Raw genomic sequence first — 19,356 nt, 5'->3', positions numbered from 1 at the left:
AGTCTGGGCCGTGTCTCAGTCCCAGTGTGGCCGATCACCCTCTCAGGTCGGCTACGCATCGTTGCCTTGGTGAGCCGTTACCTCACCAACTAGCTAATGCGCCGCGGGCCCATCTGTAAGTGATAGCCGGAGCCATCTTTCAGCTTTCCTGCATGAGCAGGAAAGAATTATCCGGTATTAGCATCGGTTTCCCGATGTTATCCCAGTCTTACAGGCAGGTTGCCCACGTGTTACTCACCCGTCCGCCGCTAACTTTTGGGAGCAAGCTCCCAAAAGTTCGCTCGACTTGCATGTATTAGGCACGCCGCCAGCGTTCGTCCTGAGCCAGGATCAAACTCTCCAAAAAAGAGTAAGATTAGCTCTTAGTTTTAAAAATAGAATTAACGTTGACGTATGGTTTGTTTAGTTTTCAAAGAACAAATCTATTAAAATGATTTAACCATCACCCAAAGGCGACTTTATTAATATATCATTTTAATGTTGCTTTGTCAACACTAGGTGGATATTTTTTATCCTTGTCTCTTGCCGACTTGAATTATTATATCAAGATAAATATAATAATTCAAGCGTTTTTTTATTTTTTCTTAATCTACTATTTTGGAGAAGATAAGCATTCATACTTCAAGGAAATTCACTTATTTTACTACCCCATTTTCATTTGTGATTTCCTCAATAAAAATTTGTCTATTTTTTTCTAACTGTATAATTTCATCCGATGCAATCAGCTTGATCATCGGTCTAGTTGGATTTTGCTCATTTACAAAAATAATCTCCCCAACTTGTCCATTTGATAATTTTACAGTGCTTCCGATGGAGTAATTTAACAATCCTGATTGAAGAGCTTTAAGTGAGGTAAGGTCAAATTTACCAAAATCATCTTGCTTCATCATTTCCAACACCTTAAATGGTGATTGTTTTCTGCGATATAATCTTTCAGATGTTAGTGCATGGAAAGTATCTGCAATAGCAATTATTTTAGCAAAGGAGTGAATTCTATTTGTTTCACCTCGTGGATACCCACTTCCATCCAATCTTTCATGATGTTGAAGGATAGCTAGCTTTGTCCCACCTGCTAATAATGAACTGTTTTGCACCATTTTAAAACTATAGTACGGATGCTGTTTTATCTCTTCAAATTCGTCAATCGTTAAACTGGATTTTTTAAATAGGATTTTTTCAGGAACCTTTGCCATACCACAATCAGCAAGACAACCCGCAATGGATAATTGAATGATATCAGCATTTTTATAGTTCAATTTTCTCCCAATGTATGCACTAAAGAGTCCGACCGAAATTGAATGTTGAAAAGGATATTCTTCCATCGTTGATAGATGGTGAAGAGTAAATAATTCCGAATAATAATGATCTAAGTTTTCTGCTAAAGGCATCATAATTTTTCTAATTTTAATTATATCCACTGGCAACCCTGATTGCCATGATAAAAATTCTCTTTTGAATTCTTTAACAGCATTTAAAAATAAATCTGTAAAGGTTTGTTCATTATGTGGCTGCTCATTACCCATCTCCTCTATTTCTTCCTCAATGATTTCACTCGGGATAAACGGCTGCCCATCTATCAAGGTCTTTTCTACTGCAACATTTGGGATTAAAAAGGCAGATAGTATTCCGATTAGTTCCTGATTAATGACTGTCTTTTTGGCTATGATTGGTCGATTAGTCAGACTAAAGATATCTTCTGCAAGAATACAACCCTCTAAAAGTTCTGCTATACTTACACGCACGAGGTCCACCTCTAAATTCAGTTAATTTCTTTTAATTCCTATTTTACTTTATTTCACAAAAAAAGAGGACATAAAATGTCTAAATGACATTCTATGTCCTCTGATATTTTTTTATTCCTCATTCATCTCTTCAGATGATTCAGTATTACTTTGTTCCTCAGACAATTCCTCTTCATCTTCTTTTTCCACTTTAGCAACCGTTGCTACATACTTATCTTCACTTTCATTTAAGCGAATCAATCTGACACCTTGAGTATTTCTTCCTAAAGTTGAAATATCATTTACAGCCATACGGATCAGAACACCACCTGTGGTGATAATCATGAGGTCTTCCTCACCAGTAACGACCTCCATGGCTACAAGCTCTCCATTTTTCTCTGTTATATGGCAAGTTTTAATTCCTTTTCCGCCCCTACCCTGGATGCGGTATTCTCCTGCAGGGGTTCTCTTTCCATAACCATTTTTCGTTACAATTAATATCTCTGAATCTTCTTTCAGAACTTCCATTCCAATGACTTCATCATCAGAATCCAAGTTGATTCCCTTAACGCCCGTTGCTGTTCTTCCCATAGAACGAACATCTGTTTCAGGGAAGCGGATTAACAGACCTTTTTTAGTTCCAATAATAATTTCTTTATTTCCATCCGTTAAACGAACAGAGATTAGCTCATCATCTTCTCTAAGATTTACAGCAATTAATCCATTATTTCTTATGTTGGCAAATGAACTTAATGGAGAACGCTTAGAAATTCCATTCTTCGTTGTAAAGAATAAGAACCAGTCATCGACAAAATCTTCCACAGGTATAATTGCATTTACCCACTCATCTTTATCTACCTCTAGTAAATTGATGATTGGGATTCCCTTAGCTGTTCGGCTAAATTCAGGAATCTCATAACCCTTAGAACGATATACCTTACCTTTATTCGTAAAGAATAGAATGGTGTCATGTGTAGAAGTCGTAATTAATTGGTCGACAAAGTCATCTTCGTTTGTTCCCATTCCTTGAATGCCTCTGCCTCCACGTTTTTGTGAACGATAGGTAGAAACCGGTAATCGCTTAATATAGCCATTATGTGTAAGTGTAATGACAATATTCTCACGAGGAATTAAATCTTCATCCTCGATGCTTTCTATCCCACCTGAAACAATTTCTGTACGACGTGTGTCATTATATTTTTCCTTAATTTCATTCAATTCCTCGCGAATAATTTCAAGGATTTTTTCATCATCAGCAAGAATGGCTTTTAATTCTGCAATTAGCTTAACTAAACCTTGATATTCTTCTTCAATTTTTTCTCTTTCTAAACCGGTTAATCTTTGTAAACGCATGTCTAGAATGGCTTGAGCTTGTTTTTCAGATAAATTGAAGTTTGTCATTAATCCTTCACGGGCAATATCTGTTGTACGGGAGCTCCGGATTAGATTAATAACCTCATCAAGATGATCAAGAGCTATTCTTAACCCTTCCAGGATATGGGCGCGTGCTTCTGCTTTTCTTAATTCAAATTCAGTTCTTCTTCGAATAACGACTCTTTGGTGATCTAAATAATATTGTAGGCACTGTTTTAGGGTTAAAACCTTAGGTTGTCCATCGACAAGTGCTAACATATTAATCCCAAAGCTTGTTTGAAGAGCTGTATGTTTATATAAATTATTTAATAGCACATTGGAGTTTGCATCTTTGCGAACTTCAATCACTATGCGCATTCCATTTCTATCTGATTCATCACGCAAATCTGTGATTCCATCAATTTTTTTATCGCGTACTAATTCGGCAATTTTTTCGATTAATTTTGCCTTGTTAACTTGATAAGGAATTTCTTTAATGATGATGCTATCTTTGCCATTCGGCTTTTGCTCAATTTCGACTTTGGCTCTCAAAGTAATCGAACCACGTCCAGTTTCGTAGGCCTTTCTAATCCCGCCTCTTCCGATGATTAAACCTGCAGTTGGAAAATCAGGTCCCGGAATGATTTCCATTAGCTCACTCGTGGTGATCTCAGGATTTTTACTAACAGCAAGAACACCATTAATAATTTCCCCAAGCTGATGTGGAGGAATATTAGTCGCCATCCCAACAGCAATCCCCGTTGTACCGTTAACTAAAAGATTAGGGAATCTCGCAGGTAATACGACTGGTTCTTTTTCTTCCCCATCATAATTATCCTGATAGTCGATTGTGTCTTTATTAATATCTCTCAATAACTCCATGGAAATTTTAGACATGCGTGATTCTGTATAACGCATCGCCGCTGCTCCATCCCCATCAACAGAACCAAAGTTTCCATGTCCATCAACAAGCATATAACGATAGTTAAAATCTTGTGCCATCCGAACCATGGTTTCATAGACGGCAGCATCTCCATGAGGATGATATTTCCCGATAACGTCACCGACGATACGAGCAGATTTTTTATATGGTTTATCTGCATGAATTCCTAAATCATGCATAGCATATAGAATACGGCGATGTACAGGCTTTAAACCGTCACGAACATCAGGTAATGCCCGTGAAACAATAACACTCATGGCGTAATCCAAGAAAGAAGTTCTCATTTCATGGCTTATATTTACCTCTTTCACTTGGGAGCTAGGTGTTTCAGACATTGAAAAAACCTCCTTTACCAATTTTGTTACCTAAAACGTAAAAATCTTGTATGTTTATGACGTAAAAGCAGGATAGATGTCATCTATCCTGTCACGCATTAAATGTCTAAGTTCTTAACGTATTGAGCATTTTCCTCAATAAAGTTTCTTCGAGGCTCTACCTTTTCACCCATTAAAATTTCGAATGTTTCATCAGCTTCAATCGCATCTTTAAGATTGACTTGAAGTAATGTTCTTGCATCCGGATCCATTGTTGTTTCCCAAAGCTGGGTAGGGTTCATTTCCCCTAAACCTTTGTATCGTTGAATATTGGGCTTAGGTTGACTAGGTAACTCTGCAAAAATTTTATCAAGTTGTTGATCATTATAGGCATATTCTACGCGTTTTCCTTGCTGCACCTTATATAAAGGTGGCTGAGCGATATAAATATATCCAGCCTCGATAATTTGTCTCATATAGCGATAGAAAAAGGTTAATAATAAAGTTCGAATATGAGCTCCATCAACATCAGCATCCGTCATGATAACAATTTTATGGTATCTTGCTTTAGATATATCAAATTCTTCTCCAATCCCCGTCCCACAAGCTGTGATAATAGCACGAACTTCATTGTTTGAGAGGATTCGATCCAAACGTGCTTTTTCTACATTTAGGATTTTCCCTTTTAGAGGTAAAATAGCTTGAAAATGTCTTTCTCGACCTTGCTTAGCGGAGCCACCAGCAGAGTCACCCTCTACGATATACAATTCACTGATAGATGGATCCTTTGAGGAACAGTCCGCCAGCTTCCCAGGAAGGCTAGATACCTCTAAAGCACTTTTTCTTCTTGTTAACTCCCTAGCTTTTTTTGCCGCCATCCTTGCACGGGCTGCCATTAAACCTTTATCTACAATCTTCCTAGCAACGGTTGGGTTTTCTAAAAGGAATTTTTCAAAGTGGTCAGCAAAAATCGTATCCGTTGCTGTTCGAACCTCTGAATTTCCTAATTTTGTTTTTGTTTGTCCTTCAAATTGGGGATCTGGATGCTTAATCGATACAATAGCTACCAATCCTTCACGAACATCTTCACCTGAAAGATTTGCATCACTTTCCTTAAAAATCCCGCTTCTTCTTGCATAATCATTAATAGCACGAGTTAAGGCAGTTTTGAATCCTGATTCATGAGTACCGCCTTCATAGGTATTAATATTATTGGCAAAGGAGTGAATAAAACTTGTATAGCTATCATTGTATTGTAGAGATACTTCTACCGTAATACCATCTCGTTCTCCCTCAATGTAAATTGCTTCTTCATGGAGAACTTCTTTTGTTCGATTTAAATGCTCTACATAGGACTTTATTCCGCCTTCATAATGATATTCATTTGTTTTGTTTTCAACTCGTTTATCTTCAATAATAATTTTGATTCCACGATTTAAGAAAGCGAGCTCTCTTAAACGATTGGCTAAGATATCATACTCATATTCCAATGTTTCCTTAAAAATTTCCTCATCTGGTTTAAAATGAGTGGTCGTTCCATTATGATCTGTATCACCAATCATTTTTAAATCTTCACATGGAACTCCACGCATATACTTTTGATAATAAATATGCCCATCACGATGAACATAGACTTCTAATTCAGATGATAAGGCATTTACAACTGACGCACCAACACCATGAAGTCCACCAGATACTTTGTATCCGCCGCCGCCAAATTTTCCACCTGCATGAAGGACAGTCATAATAACCTCAACTGCTGGCCGTCCCATCTTTTCTTGAATACCAACCGGTATTCCACGACCATTATCAATAACAGTAATACTGTTATCCTTTTCTATAACTACTCTTACTTCACTACAAAATCCAGCTAATGCCTCGTCAATACTGTTATCAACGATTTCCCAAACTAAATGGTGAAGGCCTTTAGAGCTAGTAGAACCAATATACATCCCAGGACGTTTTCGAACGGCTTCAAGTCCCTCTAAGACTTGTATCTGGCTTGCATCATAGGATTCCTCTTCAACTGCTTTTTGTTCCATCGCCATACCAATCACCTACACTTTCTAATAACTACAAATCATGCATTTTATGAGCCATATGCCATTTTGATAAAACTTATGGCAAATGAATTATATATTTTTCTGTCTAACCAATTGCTTATTTTGTGTGTTTCAGGATTTTTAAGGATACAAAAGGAGAAAGATAGATGTTGTTGTCTGTTACAACAACTGATTTGAATTCGCCTTTTGAAACATTAAATATCTTGTTACCATATCTATTTTCAAACTCTGGGAACCCTTTTAAATCATCAAAGCTATCTTTATTTAAAATAGCAATAATTTCTTTCGAACGAATTAATACATCTTCTCCAACATGAACGTACACATAATCACCTCATTTAACATTGAATCATGCTCCCTTTACTAACATAAAAGGTAGATGCTTCTTTAAGAGTTTGATGATCTATGCCTTCTACGCTCGTTGTCGTTACGAAGGTTTGTACTTTACCTTGGATAGTATTTAATAAATGTGATTGACGATAATCATCAAGTTCAGATAAAACATCATCAAGAAGTAAAATAGGGTATTCCCCTATTTCTGAGTAAATAAGTTCAATTTCAGCCAGTTTTAGCGATAATGCCGTTGTCCGTTGCTGTCCTTGTGAACCAAAGGTTTGAACATCCCGATTGTTAACAAAGAACATTACATCATCGCGATGAGGTCCAAATAAACTGACTCCTCTTTCCATTTCTCTTACTTTTATTTTATCAAATTTTTCCTCAAATACTGTTATCATTTTCGACATATCTTGGCTTTCTAATACGTCCACTGAGGGCTTGTACTGGATTTTTAAAGTTTCTAAACCTCTAGATATTCCTTCGTGAATCGGCAAAGCCCATTTTTGTAGCAAATAAAGAAATTCAAACCGCTTTAATACAATCCTTACAGCAGATTGAATAAATTGTTCAGTCAAAATTTCAAGCATGGTAAGATCAGTTTGCTTTTTGGTTTGGAGAAGTTTTAAATAATGATTTCTCTGCTGTAAAATTTTTTGATATTGGCTTATTTCATGTAGATATAGAGGAGATACTTGGCCAATTTCCATATCAATAAAACGACGCCTAACTTGAGGGCTCCCTTTAACAAGATGGAGATCTTCAGGCGCAAACATAACAACATTCATATTTCCAACATATTGACTTAATTTTTTCTGCTCAATATGATTACATTTTGCTTTTTTCCCTTTTTTTGAAATAACTAGCTGCATTGGAACAGATCCCGAGCTTTTTTGAATCCTACCTTCTATTTTAGCATATTCCTCATCCCAACGGATAAGTTCTTTATCATTTGAGGTACGATGGGATTTAGCCATTGCTAAAACATAGATAGATTCCATCACATTTGTTTTTCCCTGAGCATTCTCACCTAGGATAACATTAACCTTGTTTTCAAACTGCATTTCTAGATTTTCGTAGTTTCGGTAATTTTTTAAAAGCAAATGCTCTATATACATAGTTTACTTCCTTTTTACTGTTTCACAACAAGAAATTTTCCAATTTTTTCAATCTCTATTGAATCACCGTCTCTTAGTTTTTTCCCTCTTCTTTGATCCTGTTCACCATTAATAAATATTTCATGTTCACTTAAAAACCATTTTGCCATTCCACCACTATCGATAATTTCCGCAAGTTTTAAAAATTGACCTAGTGTGATATATTCCGTATCGATTTTTATTATCTGCTCCACTTACTTCACTCTTTCATTTATTGTTCTAATACTTTATTTTACTAAATAAACTCTACATACACAAAGGGAAGTAAAGTAAAAAATCGTTAAAAAGCTGCCAGAATTCGCCTGGCAGCTTCGATTTTAATAAGTTCTTACTGGTAGAATTAATTGAAGAATCGAATCATCATGCATCGGATTGATTAAAAACGGTCTCATTGCACCAGTAAAGTTTATCTTAATTTCAGAACCTTCTAGTGCCTTTAATGCATCCATCATATATTTTGCACTAAAAGATATTTTTAATTCTTCCCCTTCAATGGACTGGCTTTGAATTTCTTCAATGACCTTTCCGATTTCTGGTGTGTTTGAAGAAATTTCTATCGTTTTGTTCTCATTTGTCGAGAATTTCACCACATTATTTCGTCCTTCTCTTGCAAGTAGTGAAGCCCGATCAATGGCTTGCAAAAATTCCTTTGTATTTACGACAATCTCTGTTTTACTTTCTGATGGAATTAATCTCGAAGTATCTGGATAGTTTCCTTCAAGCAATCTTGAGAAAAACAGGAGATGCTTAGCCTTAAACAATACTTGATTATCTGTAATAACAATTTCAACCTGTTCATTATTGTCATCAAGGATTTTGCTTAACTCATTTAAGCTTTTACCTGGAATAACCACGTTGTATTGATTTTGTATTTCTGATTCAATTCTTGCCTTTCTTAGAGCAAGTCTATGACTATCTGTTGCAATACAGGTTAATTCATTGTTTTCTACCTTCAAGTTTACACCTGTCAAGATTGGGCGTGTTTCTGAGGTGGACACTGCAAAAACAGTTTGTCGAATCATGATTTTTAATAAGTCTGTAGGTATTTTTAAAACATGATCTTCTTTAATTTGCGGCAAATGTGGATATTCCTCTGCATCCAGTCCATTTAAATTGAACTCAGATTTTCCTGAGCGAATAACCGTTTGAAGGTGATTTTCCACTTCAATTTCAACAAAATCAGTTGGGAGCTTTTTGACGATTTCACTGAAAAATTTAGCTGGTAACACAATTGCGCCCGTTTGTTTAATTTCTATAATTTCATCTCCAGCTTCTTCTTTAGGAATAAAAGACTCAATCGATATATCTGAATCACTACCAGTTAAAGAAACCCCTTCATTTGTTGCTAAAATTTTTATTCCGGTCAAAATAGGAATCGTTGTTCTGCTTGTTACAGCTTTCATTACATCTTGTACACTTTGGGCCAACCGATCTCGTTGGATTATGAATCTCATTAGTTTAATCCTCCGTTTTCATTTATTAGCTTATTTATTAATTATTATTTTAAAAAAATAGTAGTAATAGTAATAGGGCCTGTTAACATGTGGATAACTGAAAATTTCAAAGGAAACACAGCCTGTCCACATGTGGATAGACTGTGTGTAAGATAAGACCAGTTATTCACAGTATCCTAAACTTTTAACATATCGTTTAGTTCTTTCATTTGATTTTGAAACTGAGCATCAGTTTGCAGCAGCTTTGATATTTTTTCATGTGCATGAATGACAGTCGTGTGATCACGTCCGCCAAATTCCTCGCCAATTTTCGGCAAGGAGAAATCTGTTAATTCCCTGGATAGATACATGGCAATTTGTCGAGGAAAGGCAACAGATTTTGTCCGCTTTTTCGCTTTAAAATCCTCTAATTTCACATTAAAATGCTCTCCAACAATTCGTTGGATTTCATGAATCGTTATGACCTTTGGTTTAGAACTAGGAATGATATCCTTTAAGGCTTCAGCAGCAAGATCTGCATTAATATCTTTGTTAATCAATGAAGAATAAGCAACAACACGAATAAGTGCACCTTCTAATTCACGAATGTTGGAATCAATTTGATTGGCAATATATAGCATGACCTCATTTGGAATGTCTAAAGCTTCTGCCTTTGCTTTTTTTCTAAGAATGGCAATTCTGGTCTCTAAATCTGGTGGCGTAATATCTGTAATTAGTCCCCATTCAAACCTTGAGCGCAGACGGTCCTCAAGTGTTGGAATTTCTTTCGGTGGCCGATCGCTTGAAATAATTATTTGCTTACTTTCATCATGTAGTGCGTTAAATGTATGGAAAAATTCCTCTTGAGTTGATTCTTTTCCAGCTAAAAACTGAATATCATCTATTAAGAGGACATCGACTTTTCGATATTTATCGCGAAATTCGCCTGCTTTATTATCCCTAATGGAATTAATAAATTCGTTTGTGAATTTTTCTGATGATAAATACACAACCTTAGCAGATGGATTGTGATCTAATACATAGTGGCCAATCGCGTGCATTAAATGGGTTTTTCCTAAACCTACTCCACCATAGATAAATAAAGGGTTGTAAGCTTTAGCGGGAGCCTCTGCAACCGCTAAAGAAGCGGCATGAGCAAATCGGTTTCCAGATCCTATAACAAAGGTCTCGAAAGTATACTTAGGATTTAACAAACTTTGCGGGATTTCTGCATGATAATCCCCTTTATTTTTCTTTGGGGATACAGGTATATCAACTTCTTCTTCATGCTGGTTTTGTGGAATGACAAATTTAACACCGAGCTCTTCCCCGGTTAATTCAAAAAGAATCCCGGAGATTAGTTGGGAGTAGCGTTCCTCTAGCCAATCACGAGCAAATTCATTAGGTGCAGTTATTACTAATATATCGCCTTGAAGTGAAGAGGCTTTTGTGGACTTTAGCCAAGTATCAAAGCTAGGCTTGCTTATTTTCTTCTCGATAACTGCTAGAGATTTATCCCAAAGATCCGCAATATTTTCCAATGATATTCCCTCCTTTTTTGATTTTTAGTGAATAGAAGACTGTAATATTGCATAAAAAAACGAAGGTTATACAAGATGTACAACCTATTTTTTAGAAGCATATGTGGAAAACTATATAATTAAGAAGTAAAATGGTTTTTCGACAATATCCACCATCTGTGGACAAACTTTTTCAGGTATGGTGAATAAATTATCCACAAGTTATTCACAATCTGTGGATAACGTATTTTATCAACATAAATTATGAAGAGTAAAAACAAAATAATAATACCAAATTCTCCTTAGTGGTGCAATGCTTTTTAAAAACTTATCCACAAGAAAAATAACATGTTTATAAAAATTGTCCACAAGGATTGAATGTGTGAAAAAGCTGTCAATAAAGGATGTGGATAAAATAAATCTTGTCGAATTTTATCCACAAAGCGAAAAAATCGCCTATTTATAAAAAAATCAAGTTTCGAAAATTTTGTGCCAAAAAGGAAAATGAAAAATAAAAGTTAGAAGATTTACAAATAAAAGAACTTCCTAGCATGAGAAATTTCCCTAATAAGGTTGACATTTTTCCTATATACTCTTTATAATTTATAAGACTGTCTTTAACAGTAATCCTCAGGGAGGTGTCATATAATGAAAAGAACTTATCAACCAAATAAACGTAAAAGAAGTAAAGTTCACGGTTTCCGTAGCCGCATGAGTTCTGCTAATGGCCGTAAGGTACTAGCACGCCGTCGTCGTAAAGGAAGAAAAGTATTATCTGCATAAACCACTGAAACATCAGTGGTTTTTTTTTCAATGATTTTCGGCAATATCATCCATCACCATTACAAGTATTGCTTCTTTTCCCATTCTTAAATTCCCGTGTATTTTTAGTTTCCTGAATTATATGTCATAATGAGATATAACCTGAGGGAGAGACCTCATTTACCGCCAACTTCGAAAAGAAAAGTGATTTGTTCCAAATGGGAATGAAAGGGTTATGAAAGATGAAAAAAGAATATCGAATCAAAAAAAATAATGAATTTCAAGTGGCTTTCAAAAATGGAAAGTCTTTTGCCAACAGGCAATTTGTGATCTACGCTTTACCAAAGCCAGAGCAGGTTCATTTTAGAATTGGTCTTTCTGTCAGTAAAAAAATAGGAAATGCTGTTACTAGGAATCAAATCAAACGTTATATTCGCCAGGCCTTTTTAGAACTTGAAGACGATGTAAAAAATAATTATGACTATGTAATTATTGCTAGAAAACCAGTTGCTACAATGAATTTTCATGAGGTAAAAAAAAGTTTAACTCATGTTTTGAAAGTAGCAAGGGCTTTGAATATAAAGAATCATCAGTATTCAAAAAACTAAATAAATAAGCTAGTGATGAAACATGAAAAAATGATACAATACACTTGGATTTCCCATAATTGAAAAAGAATAATTAATGGGTGTGATTTAAAGGTTTAAACCTTTAGTTAATCGCCTAATACATAAATAACGGCAAACTTAATAAATAACTGGATTGAAGAAGAATGAAGGGATGAACCCAATGAATGTTCATGTTATGTTTTTAACATGAAATGACAAGGAGGAATAAACGGTTGAAGAAGCGAATATTTTTAGCAATCGGTTTAACATTTTTAATGGCATTTTTGTCGGGATGTACGGAGGTTAATAAACCGATTACTTCAGAAAGTAAAGGATTTTGGAATGAATTTATTGTCTATCCACTTTCCCAGCTCATTATAAAAGCAGCTGATATTTTGTGGGGAAGTTTTGGATTATCTATAATTATTGTCACCATTCTTATAAGACTTGTAATATTACCATTAATGATTAAACAAACCAAAAGCTCAAAGGCGATGCAAGTAATTCAACCTGAAATGCAAAGACTCAAAGAAAAATATAGTTCTAAGGATCAAAAGACTCAGCAAAAACTACAGCAGGAAACAATGGAACTGTTTCAAAAGCATGGGGTAAACCCGTTAGCTGGTTGTTTTCCACTGATCATTCAAATGCCAATTTTGATTGGTTTCTATCATGCCATTTCAAGAACTCGAGCGATTGCGGAGGATAATTTCCTATGGTTTGATTTGGGTTCTCCAGATCCTATTTACTTATTACCTCTCATAGCAGGTGCAACCACCTTTATTCAACAAAAAATTATGATGGCTGGAACTGCGAATGATAATCCACAAATGAAAATGATGCTCTACGTTATGCCTGTTATGATTGTTGTCTTTGCAATAAATTTTCCTGCAGCCCTTTCTTTATATTGGGTAGTTGGAAATATCTTTATGATTGTGCAAACATACTTAATTAAAGGACCGGAAGTGAATACAACAGCTACCGGTAAAGCGGGAGGAGCGAAAAAGTGAAACAGATCACTGCTAACGGACAAACCGTCGAAGAGGCAGTACAGTCGGCTTTAGCTCAGCTAAAAACAACAAAGGATCGCACAGAAGTAACGATCATTGATGAAGGAAAAAAAGGATTTTTGGGGATCTTTGGTTCAAGGCAAGCTATTGTAAAAGTAACGGTTAAGATTGATCCAATTGAAGAAGCCAAGCAATTTTTGATGAATGTTTGTGAAAAAATGGGGACATCCATTGAAGTTGAGGTTGTTAAAAGCGGCAGGGATATTCAATTTATCTTGTCTGGTCAAAAAATTGCCTTGTTGATTGGTAAAAGAGGACAAACCTTAAATTCATTACAATATTTGACACAGCTTGTCATTAATCGCTACTCTGAGCAGTATATTAATGTGATTCTTGATGCGGAAGATTATCGAAAAAGACGAAGTGAAACATTAATAAAATTAGCCGATCGTCTTGCACAAAAATCCATTAAAACCGGAAAAACGGTTACCCTTGAACCGATGCCTTCATACGAGCGCAAGGTTATTCATACAGCATTGATGAACAATACTCGTGTGAAAACCTTCTCTGATGGATATGAGCCAAATCGACATATTGTCATTTCGCCAGTTAAATAATGAAATATATTTGAAATGCTCCAATCTTCAAGATTGGAGCATTTTTTTTGAATTTTTTCCTACCTTTGACCAGTTACGAAATAACGTTGTGAATAATCAGTGTGCTTTATTGTTATTCACATGTGGATAAGTTAAAATAGAATTTACTTGCAAAGATATGTGGATAACTATTAGAAGATTATTTTCTTTTTTATGAAAAAAACTTGTGATATTCTAAGAATTTAAATGACTAAAATTCAAAGTATCACAATACTTATATAAATTTTTGAGTGAAAAAATGAAAGGAGGAAGCATGTTTGGAGTTTGATACAATTGCCGCAATATCCACGCCGATGGGTGAGGGAGCGATTGCTATTGTTCGCTTAAGTGGTGATCAAGCAATTGAAATTGCCAATAAGCTTTTTCGCGGAGTAAAGGGGAAGAAATTAATAGATGTGGACTCCCATACCATTCATTATGGACATATTATCGACCCAAAGACAGGTGAGGTAGCAGAAGAAGTGATGGTTTCTGTTATGAAGGGTCGCAAAACATTTACAGCTGAAGATGTCGTGGAGATTAATTGTCACGGTGGTCTTGTTTCGGTCAATCGAGTTTTGAAGCTTACTCTAATAGCTGGAGCAAGACTAGCAGAACCTGGGGAGTTTACAAAAAGAGCTTTTTTAAATGGGAGAATTGATTTGTCCCAAGCAGAAGCTGTAATGGATTTAATTCGGGCTAAAACAGACCGTGCAATGAATGTCGCTTTAGGACAAATGGAAGGTCGACTTTCCAATTTGATTCGCAGACTTCGTCAAGAAATACTGGAAACCCTTGCTCATGTTGAGGTGAATATTGATTATCCTGAATACGATGATGTGGAAGAGATGACCCATAAGCTTTTATTTGAAAAAGCAACTTTGGTGCGTGAGGAGATTAAAAAATTACTACAGACATCAGAACAGGGGAAAATTTTACGAGAAGGATTATCGACAGTCATTATTGGTCGGCCAAATGTCGGGAAATCTTCTCTCTTAAATAGCTTAGTACATGAAAATAAAGCAATTGTTACGGATATTCCCGGGACAACCCGTGATGTAATTGAAGAGTATGTAAATGTTCGTGGAGTTCCATTGCGATTATTAGATACAGCGGGGATTAGAGAGACAGAAGATATTGTTGAACGAATTGGCGTGGAACGCTCTCGTCAGGTGTTAAAAGAGGCAGATCTTCTTCTCCTTGTATTAAATAGCTCTGAAGAACTAACAAAAGAGGATGAAAATTTATTCAAGGCAGTAGATGGTTTTGACAGTATTGTGATTATTAATAAAACGGACCTTCCTCAAAAAATGGATCTAGCCCGTGTCAAGCAGCTTGCGAGAAAAAGTAAATTGATTACAACCTCATTATTAGAGGATAAGGGAATAGATGAATTAGAGGAGGCAATTGCCTCATTATATTTTGAAGGGTCAATTGAAGCAGGAGATATAACCTATGTTTCAAATAGCCGTCATATTTCTCTATTAAATTTAGCTCTCCAATCCATTGAAGATGCCTTACATGGAGTAGAAGCTGGGATTCCTATTGATATGATTCAAATTGATTTAACTAGAACATGGGAGATCCTTGGAGAAATTATTGGAGATAGTGTTCACGAAAGCTTAATTGATCAATTATTTTCACAATTTTGTTTAGGAAAGTAGTCAGAAAGTTACACAATTCAAGGAGGCAGCATTATGCAATATGAAGCTGGAAACTATGACGTAATTGTCATCGGCGCCGGTCATGCAGGTTGTGAAGCAGGTCTTGCAGCAGCAAGACAAGGGGCCAAAACATTGATGATTACGATTAATTTAGATATGGTTGCCTTTATGCCATGTAATCCATCTGTCGGTGGTCCCGCTAAAGGAATTGTTGTCAGAGAAATCGATGCACTTGGTGGGGAAATGGGCAAGAATATTGATAAAACCTATATCCAAATGCGTATGCTCAATACTGGGAAAGGTCCAGCTGTGCGAGCATTAAGAGCACAGGCAGATAAACTGATGTATCAAAATGAAATGAAAAATACATTAGAAAGTGAGCCGAATTTAACGTTATTACAAGGGATGGTAGAGCGGCTGATTGTTGAAGATGATATTTGTAAAGGGGTTATGACCAAAACTGGAGCTATTTACTATGCCAAAACAGTGGTCATTACAACCGGAACTTTTCTTTGCGGAGAAATTATTATTGGGGATTTAAAATACTCCAGTGGTCCTAATAATCAACAACCATCCATTAAATTATCAGAACACCTAGAGGAATTAGGATTTGATTTAGTTCGATTCAAAACAGGAACACCTCCTCGTATAAATAGTCATACGATTGATTATAGTAAAACAGAAATTCAGCCTGGCGATGATGTCCCTCGGGCATTTTCTTATGAAACCACTCAATATATTACCGATCAACTTCCATGCTGGTTAACTTATACGAATGAAACCACTCATCATATCATTGATCAGAACCTCCATCGGTCACCGATGTATTCTGGCATGATAAAGGGAACGGGTCCTCGTTATTGTCCATCCATTGAGGATAAAGTGGTTCGTTTTAACGATAAACCGAGACATCAAATCTTTTTAGAGCCAGAAGGTAGACATACTCAAGAAGTCTATGTCCAAGGATTATCAACCAGCTTACCTGAAGAGGTACAGCATCAAATTTTAAAATCCATTCCGGGTTTAGAAAAGGCACAAATGATGAGGGCAGGCTACGCGATTGAGTATGATGCAATTGTACCAACTCAGCTTTGGCCAACATTAGAAACGAAAAAGGTGAAAAATCTATATACAGCCGGTCAAATTAACGGAACTTCTGGTTATGAAGAAGCAGCAGGACAAGGCATGATGGCAGGATTGAATGCAGGGAGAAAGGCTCTTGGTGAAGAGGAAATCATTTTAAGTCGCTCTGACGCCTATATTGGTGTATTAATTGATGACCTGGTGACAAAAGGGACGAATGAGCCTTATCGGTTATTAACATCAAGAGCAGAATATCGACTATTATTGCGCCATGATAATGCTGATTTACGCTTAACAGGCATTGGTTACAAAGTGGGCTTAATTAAAGAAGAACGCTATCAAAAATTTCTACAGAAAAAAGAAGCAATTGACCAAGAAAAGAAAAGGCTCAATTCAACCATATTGAAGCCAGTCAAAGAGGTTCAAGAGCTAATCGTGAGCCTAGGTGGAAGCGAATTAAGAGATGGGATTAGAGCTTCTGACTTATTGAAACGTCCCGAAATGAATTATAGCCATATTGAACAATTAGCTTCTAGTGACGTATCTTTAGATGAGGAAATAAAAGAGCAGGTTGAAATCCAAATCAAGTATGAAGGATATATTGAAAAATCCCTTCAACAGGTAGAGCGACTTAAGAAAATGGAAAACAAAAAAATTCCGGAAAATATTGATTATGATGCCATTACAGGTCTTGCGACAGAAGCTCGTCAAAAATTGAAAAAAGTTAGCCCATTATCGATAGCACAGGCTTCACGTATTTCTGGAGTAAATCCTGCCGATATTTCTATCTTACTAGTGTATTTAGAGCAAGGTAAAATTGCTCGCGTTTCAAATACAATGAACGAAGGATGATCCATATCAATGACCATTGAACAATTTATCAGCATGCTTACGGAGAAGGGAATTCACCTTTCTCCTCAGCAATTAAAACAATTTGAAACGTATTATCAGATGCTGGTTGAGTGGAATGAAAAAATGAATTTAACGGCAATTACGGAACAATCTGAAGTGTATTTAAAGCATTTTTTTGACTCGATATCCGCGTCCTTTTACTTTGATTTTACGCAGCCTTTACATATATGTGATGTCGGAGCGGGGGCAGGATTTCCAAGCATACCCATTAAAATTGCCTTTCCGCATCTCAAAGTTACGATTGTAGATTCATTAAATAAAAGAATTCATTTTTTAGAACATTTAAGAGAGCAATTACAGTTAGAGAATGTTCAATTTATCCATGATCGAGCAGAAACATTTGGGCAAAACAAACAATACCGGGAAACTTATGATGTGGTTACAGCACGAGCTGTAGCAAGAATGTCGGTGTTGAGTGAACTATGTCTGCCCTTGGCCAAAACGGGGGGATATTTTATTGCAATGAAGGCAGCAAATGCTAAGGAAGAACTAGATTCTGGGAAAAAGGCGATTTCCATTCTAGGGGGAAAATTAGAAGAAGTTCATTCATTCAAACTCCCTTTTGAAGAAAGTGAAAGAAATATTTTAATTATTAAAAAAGAAAAACAAACGCCAAAAAAATATCCGCGAAAACCGGGAATGCCTAATAAAGCACCTATAAAATAGCATTACTTTTTAGCCAAAATTGTGGCATAATTTTTAATAGGGTCGAAATGATAAATGAAAAAAAGAATAATTTCGATAGATGCAGGATATTGCCATTTTGTAGGGAATATTTTAATAGGGAGTTCATAAAGGTGGTGTTGGGGAATGAAACAGACTTTCTCACGCTTTTTTGGGTTGAGTGATAAAGATTCACAGGATTCTCAGGAGGAATTGGATTCTTTAGAAGAACCAATGGAGTTAGAGAATCGGGAGGAGAATGAAGAGGTTAGGAAAATTCCAATTGATCATATTGTCCCAAATCGTTTTCAGCCGAGAACGGTATTTGACGATGAGAAGATTGAGGAATTGGCGCGAACCATTCATATTCATGGAATCATTCAACCAATTGTTGTCAGAGAATATGAAAAAGGCAAGTATGAAATTATTGCTGGTGAGCGAAGATTGAGAGCGATTAAGAAGCTCGGTTGGCATGAAGTTCCAGCAATTATAAAAAATTTAACAGATACAGAAACAGCCTCCGTTGCGTTGATTGAAAATCTCCAACGAGAGGAGCTATCTCCAATTGAAGAGGCAATGGCTTATGGAAAATTATTAGAGCTACATAATTTGACACAAGAAGCACTTGCTCAGCGATTGGGAAAGGGCCAATCTACCGTTGCTAATAAGCTGCGCCTTTTGAAGCTACCAAGAGAAGTGCAGGATGCTTTATTAATGAAAAAGATTACAGAAAGACATGCAAGAGCATTAATCCCTTTAAAGGATCCAGAAAAACAGATTAAACTTTTAAATGACATCATTGAAAAAGGGTATAATGTGAAACAAACGGAAGAGCAAGTTGTTAAATTACTTGAATCTCCAAATAAAAAATTAAAGCCAAAGAGAAAGGCCTTTAGCAAGGATATGAGAATTGCCGTCAATACAATTCGCCAGTCCCTCTCCATGGTATCGGATAGTGGAATTAAATTAGATGCGGCAGAGGAAGAATTTGAGGAATACTATCAATTTACGATTAAGATTCCAAAGAAATAGTTCATATAGAATTCAAGTGGGAAATTAAACATCTAGTTTAGTTTCTCTTATTTTTTGTCTTTTATTCTAGTAATTATTTATGGTAATTATAAGAAAAAATTTATTCCCTTGTGTTTTTCATGCTAAAATAGTATACATGACTGCTAG

General features: G+C 35.9%; 16 protein-coding genes and 1 rRNA gene. 8 read left to right on the top strand and 9 right to left on the bottom strand.

What is annotated here, in order from left to right:
• The 9 genes from ACE38V_RS06755 to dnaA form a co-directional block, all read right to left on the bottom strand.
• Positions 1 to 346: ribosomal RNA gene (locus tag ACE38V_RS06755) — 16S ribosomal RNA — on the bottom strand; the annotation flags it as partial.
• 289 nt (positions 347 to 635) lie between these two features.
• The gene (locus ACE38V_RS06750) at positions 636 to 1,742 is read right to left on the bottom strand and encodes an HD-GYP domain-containing protein (protein WP_375840437.1); all 1,107 of its coding nucleotides are present in this window, start codon (positions 1,740 to 1,742) and stop codon (positions 636 to 638) included.
• A 111-nt stretch (positions 1,743 to 1,853) separates the two neighbouring features.
• Complete coding sequence (gyrA, locus tag ACE38V_RS06745; RefSeq protein WP_375840436.1) at positions 1,854 to 4,352, bottom strand: DNA gyrase subunit A; 2,499 nt, start codon at positions 4,350 to 4,352, stop codon at positions 1,854 to 1,856.
• A 98-nt stretch (positions 4,353 to 4,450) separates the two neighbouring features.
• Positions 4,451 to 6,373, bottom strand: coding sequence for a DNA topoisomerase (ATP-hydrolyzing) subunit B (gyrB, locus tag ACE38V_RS06740; protein ID WP_375840451.1), 1,923 nt, complete (start codon positions 6,371 to 6,373; stop codon positions 4,451 to 4,453).
• Between the two features lie 118 nt (positions 6,374 to 6,491).
• Entirely contained in the window at positions 6,492 to 6,719 is a 228-nt protein-coding gene (gene remB / locus ACE38V_RS06735) for an extracellular matrix regulator RemB (RefSeq protein ID WP_375840435.1), read from the bottom strand.
• 13 nt (positions 6,720 to 6,732) lie between these two features.
• Positions 6,733 to 7,848, bottom strand: a complete 1,116-nt coding sequence (gene recF, locus ACE38V_RS06730; RefSeq protein WP_375840434.1) for a DNA replication/repair protein RecF — start codon at positions 7,846 to 7,848, stop codon at positions 6,733 to 6,735.
• Positions 7,849 to 7,862: 14 nt separating this feature from the next.
• Complete coding sequence (yaaA, locus tag ACE38V_RS06725; RefSeq protein WP_375840433.1) at positions 7,863 to 8,081, bottom strand: S4 domain-containing protein YaaA; 219 nt, start codon at positions 8,079 to 8,081, stop codon at positions 7,863 to 7,865.
• A 123-nt stretch (positions 8,082 to 8,204) separates the two neighbouring features.
• Complete coding sequence (gene dnaN / locus ACE38V_RS06720) at positions 8,205 to 9,341, bottom strand: DNA polymerase III subunit beta (RefSeq protein WP_375840432.1); 1,137 nt, start codon at positions 9,339 to 9,341, stop codon at positions 8,205 to 8,207.
• 176 nt (positions 9,342 to 9,517) lie between these two features.
• The gene (dnaA, locus tag ACE38V_RS06715) at positions 9,518 to 10,861 is read right to left on the bottom strand and encodes a chromosomal replication initiator protein DnaA (RefSeq protein WP_375840431.1); all 1,344 of its coding nucleotides are present in this window, start codon (positions 10,859 to 10,861) and stop codon (positions 9,518 to 9,520) included.
• A 627-nt stretch (positions 10,862 to 11,488) separates the two neighbouring features.
• On the opposite strand from dnaA, the gene rpmH reads away from it, so the two are divergent.
• The 8 genes from rpmH (at position 11,489) to noc (ending at position 19,209) form a co-directional block, all read left to right on the top strand.
• Positions 11,489 to 11,623, top strand: a complete 135-nt coding sequence (gene rpmH, locus ACE38V_RS06710; RefSeq protein WP_053401789.1) for a 50S ribosomal protein L34 — start codon at positions 11,489 to 11,491, stop codon at positions 11,621 to 11,623.
• Positions 11,624 to 11,844: 221 nt separating this feature from the next.
• Positions 11,845 to 12,210 carry a ribonuclease P protein component gene (gene rnpA / locus ACE38V_RS06705; RefSeq protein WP_375840430.1) on the top strand — a complete coding sequence of 122 codons (366 nt, stop codon included), beginning with the start codon at positions 11,845 to 11,847 and terminating at the stop codon, positions 12,208 to 12,210.
• Positions 12,211 to 12,443: 233 nt separating this feature from the next.
• Positions 12,444 to 13,220, top strand: a complete 777-nt coding sequence (gene spoIIIJ / locus ACE38V_RS06700) for a YidC family membrane integrase SpoIIIJ (RefSeq protein ID WP_375840429.1) — start codon at positions 12,444 to 12,446, stop codon at positions 13,218 to 13,220.
• Entirely contained in the window at positions 13,217 to 13,837 is a 621-nt protein-coding gene (gene jag, locus ACE38V_RS06695) for an RNA-binding cell elongation regulator Jag/EloR (RefSeq protein WP_375840428.1), read from the top strand. Before spoIIIJ ends, jag begins: the two co-directional genes overlap by 4 nt.
• 296 nt (positions 13,838 to 14,133) lie before the next feature.
• On the top strand, positions 14,134 to 15,519 hold the full coding sequence (gene mnmE / locus ACE38V_RS06690; RefSeq protein WP_375840427.1) for a tRNA uridine-5-carboxymethylaminomethyl(34) synthesis GTPase MnmE: 1,386 nt from the start codon (positions 14,134 to 14,136) through the stop codon (positions 15,517 to 15,519).
• 33 nt (positions 15,520 to 15,552) lie between these two features.
• On the top strand, positions 15,553 to 17,454 hold the full coding sequence (gene mnmG, locus ACE38V_RS06685) for a tRNA uridine-5-carboxymethylaminomethyl(34) synthesis enzyme MnmG (RefSeq protein WP_375840426.1): 1,902 nt from the start codon (positions 15,553 to 15,555) through the stop codon (positions 17,452 to 17,454).
• Positions 17,455 to 17,463: 9 nt separating this feature from the next.
• Positions 17,464 to 18,180, top strand: coding sequence for a 16S rRNA (guanine(527)-N(7))-methyltransferase RsmG (rsmG, locus tag ACE38V_RS06680; protein WP_375840425.1), 717 nt, complete (start codon positions 17,464 to 17,466; stop codon positions 18,178 to 18,180).
• 144 nt (positions 18,181 to 18,324) lie between these two features.
• A complete protein-coding gene (gene noc, locus ACE38V_RS06675) occupies positions 18,325 to 19,209 on the top strand; it encodes a nucleoid occlusion protein (protein WP_375840424.1) in 885 nt (294 codons plus the stop codon).
• Positions 19,210 to 19,356: the final 147 nt, after the last annotated feature.

It is taken from the genome of Cytobacillus sp. Hz8 (genome assembly GCF_042263505.1).
GTDB lineage: Bacteria > Bacillota > Bacilli > Bacillales > Cytobacillaceae > Bacillus_BE.
This window is presented reverse-complemented; position numbering and strand designations above follow the sequence as displayed.